The organism is Janthinobacterium sp. BJB304, from assembly GCF_002735765.1.
Classification (GTDB): domain Bacteria; phylum Pseudomonadota; class Gammaproteobacteria; order Burkholderiales; family Burkholderiaceae_D; genus Janthinobacterium.
Window position 1 is genome coordinate 261,037 of sequence record NZ_PDZN01000006.1, and the last position, 7,756, is coordinate 268,792.

At 62.0% G+C, this 7,756-nt stretch carries 8 protein-coding genes; 4 read left to right on the forward strand and 4 right to left on the reverse strand.

Annotated features, from left to right (window positions below):
• Positions 1-10 precede the first annotated feature (10 nt).
• The gene (locus tag CSQ95_RS09825) at positions 11-523 is read right to left on the reverse strand and encodes a co-chaperone YbbN (RefSeq protein WP_205602315.1); all 513 of its coding nucleotides are present in this window, start codon (positions 521-523) and stop codon (positions 11-13) included.
• Positions 524-690: 167 nt separating this feature from the next.
• On the opposite strand from CSQ95_RS09825, the gene CSQ95_RS09830 reads away from it, so the two are divergent.
• From CSQ95_RS09830 to CSQ95_RS09845, 4 genes are all read left to right on the forward strand, one after another.
• Entirely contained in the window at positions 691-981 is a 291-nt protein-coding gene (locus tag CSQ95_RS09830) for a DUF3349 domain-containing protein (protein ID WP_257218007.1), read from the forward strand.
• Positions 982-1,060: 79 nt separating this feature from the next.
• On the forward strand, positions 1,061-2,227 hold the full coding sequence (locus tag CSQ95_RS09835; RefSeq protein WP_099409324.1) for an HPP family protein: 1,167 nt from the start codon (positions 1,061-1,063) through the stop codon (positions 2,225-2,227).
• The gene (locus CSQ95_RS09840) at positions 2,224-3,321 is read left to right on the forward strand and encodes a M48 family metallopeptidase (protein ID WP_099409325.1); all 1,098 of its coding nucleotides are present in this window, start codon (positions 2,224-2,226) and stop codon (positions 3,319-3,321) included. Before CSQ95_RS09835 ends, CSQ95_RS09840 begins: the two co-directional genes overlap by 4 nt.
• A gap of 135 nt (positions 3,322-3,456) precedes the next feature.
• Positions 3,457-5,277 (forward strand): DUF885 family protein, encoded by a 1,821-nt coding sequence (locus CSQ95_RS09845; protein WP_099409326.1) that lies wholly within the window; start codon positions 3,457-3,459, stop codon positions 5,275-5,277.
• A gap of 73 nt (positions 5,278-5,350) precedes the next feature.
• Here the strand turns inward: CSQ95_RS09845 and CSQ95_RS09850 are convergent, their stop codons facing one another.
• The 3 genes from CSQ95_RS09850 to CSQ95_RS29830 form a co-directional block, all read right to left on the reverse strand.
• The gene (locus tag CSQ95_RS09850; protein WP_099409327.1) at positions 5,351-6,190 is read right to left on the reverse strand and encodes an HDOD domain-containing protein; all 840 of its coding nucleotides are present in this window, start codon (positions 6,188-6,190) and stop codon (positions 5,351-5,353) included.
• A gap of 76 nt (positions 6,191-6,266) precedes the next feature.
• Positions 6,267-7,115: an ArsR family transcriptional regulator gene (locus CSQ95_RS09855; protein WP_257218003.1), complete on the reverse strand. Its 849-nt coding sequence runs from the start codon at positions 7,113-7,115 to the stop codon at positions 6,267-6,269.
• 441 nt (positions 7,116-7,556) lie between these two features.
• Positions 7,557-7,756 (reverse strand): hypothetical protein (locus tag CSQ95_RS29830; protein ID WP_218963594.1); only part of this gene is annotated, 200 nt, incomplete at its 5' end.

The window sequence follows — 7,756 nt, forward strand, 5'->3', positions numbered from 1 at the left end:
TGAAAAACGCTTAAATCGCCGGCGCTTTCACGCTGGCGGCTTGTTTAAAGAAATCATAGATGCCGCTCTCGCTCATGCGGCGGGCATTCGCCAGTTCGCCGCCCTTGGTGGCGTACAGCACCTGGTTGTTGTCGCTCGAGACCAGCACGGCGGCGGGGATGCCTTTCTTGAGCGGATTGCCATAGGCTTGCGCCACGTCCAGGTTATGGTCGAAGTTACCCACGTCGACCTTGACGACCTTGAACTGCTGTTGCATCAGCTCGGCGTTCTTGCCTTCCTTCAAGGCCTTGTCGAGTGCGCGGCAATCCTCGCACCAGTTGGCGCCAAAGATCAGCAAGACAGGCACGTGCGCCGCCTTGGCTTCGGCCAGCGCGCGGGCCACGTCGGCCTTGGCGTCGGCCGCCGCGTTGTACGGCAGATGCGGCGTGGCGACCGGGTTGGCCGGTGTGGGGGCGGCGGCAATAGCGGTACCGGCAAGCAGCAGGCTGGCAAAGAATGGGGCGACGAAACGGGAAAGGCGCATGCAGGGCTCCTGAGAGAAATCGTGAAGCCAGCTGAACAGCTGCCAGCGGGCGTGATTGTCTAGAATATGCCTGCTTGTAAGAAATATCCACCATTTAATTGCACTGTGCTTATGCGGAAAACATATAAGCACGTATCAGAGCACCACCCAGGAGAAGCCGCTTGAGCATGCCAGATACCCTGCCCCCAACGCTGTCCGGCGCCGCGCGCATGCTGCGCAGCGGCTATCCCGGCGGCATGCCAGACACGGCGTATTTCGCCGTGCTGGCCCTGCTATATGAACACTTTTCCGACCGTAACCTGGCCGAGCTGATGGCCGCCGTCACGGGCAAAGATGCGGCGACGATCCTCAATGACATCTATGCCTGCGCCAGCAGCGAGCCGGCGCCGTCCGCCATCGCGGCCGCCAGGAAACTGCTGGCACGGCACGGCTTGCAGGCCGTCTGCGCCGAGGATTAATGCCCACCGGCAGCGAAATGGAACGCATGGGATAATATCGGGCTCACACTGAGCAACGCGGCCCGAACGCGCCCTCCCCATGACGACTTCTTTCCTGGCACGCTGGCTGCCGCAACCGAACAACGGCAGCCGCCGCGAACAATTGCGCGCTTGCGCGGGCGCCATCTGCGGCTTGCTGCTGACGGGCCTGATCTGCCATTTCCTGCTGGCCCCGGACAGCGCCAGCGTCTACCTGATCGCGCCCATGGGCGCCTCGGCGGTGCTGCTGTTCTGCCTGCCGGCCAGCCCGCTGGCGCAACCGTGGTCCGTGGTGGGCGGCAACGTCGTCTCCGGCCTGGTCGGCATGGCCTGCGTCAAATGGTTCGGATCCAGCGTGGGCGTGGCGGCGCTGGCCGCCTGCCTGGCCATCGGCGCCATGTTTGCCCTGCGCTGTTTGCATCCGCCGGGCGGGGCCGTCGCGCTCACCACCGTCGTCGGCGGCGCCAGCGTGCATGCGGCCGGCTTTGAATTCGTCTTCATCACGGTGCTGTTCAATTCCGCCGTGCTGGTCGCTTGCGCCGTGCTGTACAACAACCTGACGGGACGCCGCTACCCGCACGTCCAGCAACTGGTGGCGCCGCATCCGCACGCCACCAAGGATGACGTGCCCAGCAACCGCCTGGGGTTTTCACCGGATGACCTCGATGCCGTCTTGCGCCAGCACAGTGAAGTGCTCGACATCAGCCGCGACGATTTGCAGGCGATCTTCCTGCAAACGGAAATGCGCGCCTACCAGCGCCGCTTCGGCGTCGTCACCTGCGCCGATATCATGTCGAAGGATGTGCTCAGCGTGGAATTCGGCACGCCGCTCGATGTTGCCTGGCGCACCATGCGCGAGCACGATGTGGGTGCGCTACCCGTCGTGAACCGGGCGCGCCGCGTCATCGGCATCATCACGCAGACGGATTTCCTGCGCCATGGCGGGCTCGACGATTATCAGGGCATGCGCCAGCGCCTGCGCGGCTTGCTGCAGCGCAGCGGCCTGTCCCACAGCGACAAGCCGGAAGCGGTGGGACAGCTGATGACGCCGTCGCCGCACACGGCCCGCCTCGGCACGCCCATCATCGACCTCGTGCCCTTGATGGCCGACGCCGGCTACCACCATATCCCCATCCTCGACGAGGAAGAACGCCTGGCCGGCATCATCAGCCAGTCCGACCTGATGGCGGCCCTGTACGAAAGCCGCTTTGCCGAGGCCGCCGCATGACACCCTTCCAGGCCCTGCTGAGCGGCCCCGACGGCGGCCCGGCGGGCACAGCCGTCAGCGCGCATTTCTTCGGCAGCCAGCTGACCATCGATGCGCCCGGCCATGATGTCGACGTGGCGCAGCTGGTCGTCAGCGTGGGCGGTGTCGACGGACCGGAACTGTCCCTGAACTGGCTCGACGAACAAGGACGGCAAGCCTCGCTCAAGCCGCTGACGGCGGACGACATCGCCATCGTCTTGCGCGAAGCGCCGGCCGCGCTGCAGCCGCAACTGCAGCGCCTGTGGGGCGAGCGCCAGCGCAACCGGCGGCAGGTGTCGGGCTGGCTGGCCGGCTTGACGGGCGCGGCCGTCGTCGCTGCGGCCCTGCTGTGGTGGCAAGGAAGCAACGCCATCGGCGCGCTGGCGGGATGGATTCCCCTCTCGACGGAAAAGCAGCTGGGCGAACTGGCCCTGGCGCAAGTGCGCGCGCAGGGCGGCATCGTCGAGAACGGCGTGGCGCAGCAGACGGTGCAGGACATCGGCCGCAAGCTGACGGCCGGTTCGCGCTACCAGTACCGCTGGCTGGTCAAGCAGGATGACACGGTCAACGCGTTTGCCATGCCCGGCGGCATCATCATCGTGCATACGGGCTTGCTGCGCCAGGCGGGGGACCCGGACGAACTGGCCGGCGTGCTCGCGCATGAAGTGCAGCACGTGGAACAGCGCCATTCGTTGCGGCAAATGATCACCAGCCTGGGCTGGGGCGCCCTGGTGGGCGTGACCATCGGCGACATCAGCGCCGTGGCCGCCATGCTGGCGCACCAGGCCGGCACCCTGTATTTCAGCCGCGACATGGAGGAAGAAGCGGACCGGCTCGGTTTGCTGGCCTTGCAGCGCGCGCAGATCCGTCCCGACGGCATGCTGCGTTTTTTTCAGAAGCTCGATGACAAGGACCAGGCCAAGGTGCCGGGCTGGATTTCCTCGCATCCGCAAACGGCGGCGCGCGCGCAGCAAATCGAAAGCCTGATCGCCGCCACGCCCTGCCCTGCTTGCCGTCCCTTGACCAGCAGCCACTGGTCAGCCATGAAAGCGGCCCTGCCGCCTACGGCAAAATAGCAACATTCCTTCCGCACAATTTATCCAAACGCACTGGGCAATGGCGTATGCTTACGCCCCGGCTGTTCCTTCTTGAACGGCCACCCCCGACCTCGCTACGCCTCCGTTCATTCCCTCCTTCAAAGGATCTCGCGCATGAAGCATCGTTTTGCCGCCGGCACCCTCGGCACCCTGGCCATCTCCCTGTTGCTCGCCTACTCTCCCATGGCGCAAGCGGCCCAGCCCGCGGCCAAAGCGGCCGTCGCGCCGGCCGTCAGCGCGCCAAAAGCCAAGCAGCAGCTGCAAGTGCTGGCCGACCAGTACTACGATGCGTTGGCCCGTTTCGAGCCGATCAATGCCACCGAGAGCGGCGACAACCGTTTTGACGACCAGCTCGGTTCAGCCATCGTGCCCGCCGCGCGCGCAAAGCAGTTCACCCTGTACCGCCAGTACCAGAAGACCCTGCGCGGTATTGCCCGCGCGCAGCTGTCGCACCAGGACCAGATCAACTACGATATCCTCGACTATGAACTGGCCACGGCGCAGAGCTTCGAGCGCTTCCCCGAATACCTGCTGCCTTTGAACCAGATGGACAGCATGCCCGTCACCCTGGCCAATTATGCGGGCGGCGAGGCATCGCAACCTTTGACCACGGTCAAGGAGTATGACGCTTACCTGAGCCGTATCGGCCAGTTGCCGGGCTGGATAGACCAGGCCATCGCCAACATGAAAGTCGGCATGCAAAAGGGCATCGTGCTGCCAAAGGCGCTGACGGAATCGGCCCTGCCGCAATTCAAGAAGCTCGTCAGCGCCACGCCGCAGGACAGCGTGTATTACACGCCCATCAAGAACTTGCCGGCCAGCTTTTCCGCCGCCGACAGGGAACGCCTGACGCAAACCTACACCGTCATCATCGAGGCCAAGCTGATGCCTGCGCTGCAGCGCCTGGCCACCTTCATGGAACGCGATTACCTGCCGGTCGGCCGCACGAGCAGCGGCTGGAGCGCCCTGCCCGATGGCGCGGCCTGGTACCAGGCGCGCGTGGCTAGCAGCACCACGACGGATTTGAAACCGGAGCAGATCCACGCCATCGGCTTGAAGGAAGTGGCGCGCATCCAGGAACAATACGCGATCGTCGGTCCGAAGATGGGCTACAACGGCCCGGCCGCCGGCTTGCCCGTGTGGGTGTCGGAACAAGCGAAATACCGCCCGTTCAAGACGGAGCAGGAAGTGCTCGACGTCTACCGCAAGCTGAACGTGCTGCTGGACAGCAAATTGCCCGCCCTGTTCACCCTGGTGCCGAAAGCGCCGCTGGACTTGCGCCTGGAACCTGAACTGAGCCGCGACACGGCCGCCGACCACTACACGGCCCCGGCCGCCGACGGTTCGCGCCCGGGCGTCTTCTGGTCCGTCGTCACCGATCCGAAACTGTATGGCGACACGGGCATGACCACCCTGTTCCTGCACGAAGGTAAACCTGGCCACCATTTCCACCTGGCGCTGGTGCAAGAGATGGACTTGCCGAACTTCCGCCGTTTCGGCGGCAACAATGCCTTCACGGAAGGCTGGGCCCTGTATGCGGAAACCCTGGGCAAGGAAATGGGTCTGTTCGACGATCCTGCCCAGTACTTCGGCCATTTGAACGACGAGATGCTGCGCGCCGTGCGCCTGGTGGTCGACACGGGCTTGCACACCAAGGGCTGGACGCGCGAGCAGACGATCAAGTACATGCGCGACACCCTCGGCTATGACGCGGTGGCGAGGAGCGAAACGGAACGCTACATGGCCTGGCCTGGCCAGGCGCTGGGCTACAAGATCGGTTCGCTGAAAATCGTCGAACTGCGCCAGCGTGCCCAGCAGGCGTTGGGTGACAAGTTCAGCCTGCCAAAGTTCCACGAAGTGGTGCTCAGTGACGGCACCCTGCCCCTGAAACTGCTGGAAGCCAAGGTCGACCGGTGGATCGCGCAGCAGAAGTAAAACACAGCACCTGAAGGTAAAACGGCAACGCCTCGATGGCGCTGCCGTTTTTTTTCGCCGGTGGCGTTTTCAGCTACACCAGCAAAGCCGCACTCATCGAGCGTACTTCCTCGTCCGATTCGGCCAGGATGCTTTGCAGGGTCTCGTTGTCGATGATGAAATCGATGACGGAATCGGAGGGCGTGAGCATTTCCACGTACGTCACCTGCAAGGGCGAGGGCACGGGCGACAGTTGCTTGGCCAACAACAAGGTATCGAGCAGGGAGTCGGGCGGAATGGACAGCAAGCCATCGCGCAAGCCTTCGATGGCTTCGCTCACGGCCCGCGGAATCAGCAGCTTCTTCATGACTTCGCGGGAAATAATTTCTTCGGCGGACTCCATCCAGTGATCGACATCGTCGTCGAGCAGGCCGGGAAATTCATCGGCACGCGACAACAGGTAAAAACCGCCCACCTCATGCACGATGCCGGCGAACAGCGCTGTATCGGCATCGACGTGCGTCACGCGGCGGGCCAGCACATGCGCCAGCGCCGCCACGTGCGCCGTGTGCTCCCACAGCTGGGTCGCCTTCTGGCGCAGCACGGGGTCGATGATCTTGCTGCCGAACTGGCGCACCACCATGGCCGCCACCAGCGCGTACAGATTGCGGTAGCCCATGCGCATGACGGCGGCGCGCACGCTGGTCACGGGCGCCGCATCGCCGCGGCTGTACACGGCCGAATTGGCCAGCGCGACCGTGCGCGCCGCCAGCAAGGGCTCGGCCAGTACCAGCTTGATCGCATGGTCGATATGGCAGTCCGGTTCAGCCAGGGCCAATTGCAATTGCAGTGCTGAATTAACACTCGTGGGAAACGTTAATTCTCCACGCACCGCCTGGGAAACAATTAAACCGAAAGCCTGTAGTTTGTTCATCATACGATCAGTCCGCCTCAGATATTATTCTGGTCAACAATTTCATGCACCTGAAATTGAATGCCAGGCCCGGCCTTTAGAATACAGATGGCATGTCATTCACTTGTAATGAAGAATCCGGTAATGCCAGCGCATGCAATAGCGATTCATCGCCGATGACAAACAACTTCGGCTGCTGTAATACCTGCAGCAGAAATGGCTGGCCTTCACGCAGCCGCCGGCGATAATCGGCCAGCGTATATAGGTTGGGATTGATTTTACGCCGTAAGGTTCGCTCGGCCGGGGCCAATCCCGTCAATAGATCGCCATAATTGGCTTCTTCGCCCACCAGCAGCAAATCGATGGCGCTGCCGGGCATGTCCTGCCCCTTCGCCGCGGCGCCCGATACAAATGCCAGGTGCAGCTGGGCACGCAAGGGCGCCAGGGTCATGCTGAGCACGCCGACGATGCCGAAGGTTTTTTGCACCAGTCCGCTCAACTCCGGATACACGAGACTTTCCTTGTTAGGCCAGAAGCGCCGCACATTACCGATCCGCTCCGATATGATCAGGCCGGACTCATGCAGACGGCGCAGCTCGCGCTGCGCCGACGCGCTGCCCAGCCCCGTCAAGCGCATGATCTCGTTCAAGTGAAAGCCTTCATTCACGCGGACAAAGAGCAAACCCAGCAGTTTTTGCTGGGCGGGAGTAAACAGGGCTTGGGCAATCATGCGCCAAATCTTAGCATGAATGAACTGAAAACTGGCGTGGCGCAGGCAACGGGGCGTGACGCCACAACAACGCCGTGATGCGTCATCACCAGCAGTTGGGCGAGCCCATAGGCAGCAAAGCGGGATGACGCAACAGCAGTAGCCAAGAGCCGTCAACGGCAAGCAGCCATTCTTGTAAGCGCTCACTTCAAATTCGTCGGCGCGACGTCTACCCATCCTGCCTCGCACCTGCACGAGTCTGGCGTCAACCGCGTTACACGGTTTTAGTCCATCAATTCAAACATGCTCGACGTAATTTAACTCGGCCGTATTAAGCTATCAGCGTATCAGGATGCATGCCTGCATAGGAATCTTGTTCGTCATCTGGGCCAGTAATAAGAGCATGACTTCTAATGCATGCGTTGACCTTCCATTTTACGCTTGCCATTTATATAGATAGGCTGCGAAATAAAAATGAATGGGTGCGAACAAGCGACAGCCGAAAATCGTGTTTTTCAGTGAGCGATATAAATGATGTGCTGCCGTAGCGATATGCATGCCAATCGAATAGACAAATGGAATGGGCTGCCATCATTTACCGCCTGCCACGCTATCTTTTCGCGCATGGCAATGTGGACAGGCATAAAAAACGGCACCCGAAGGTGCCGTTCTTGTCAGCTAGCAGCGGTCAGCTAGCAGCGCGCAGATTACGCTTCGTCGCCGTGGTGTTGCTGGGTCTCGATTTTCTAGCAGATCTTCGGTGGCTGCACCGGCCAGCGTGGTTTTATCGGCCAGCAGCAGCGCTTGACGCTCTTCCACTTCCCACGCTTCTTTCTCTTTGCATGCATCGTGGAAGGCCGCGCAACGGGCATAAAAAA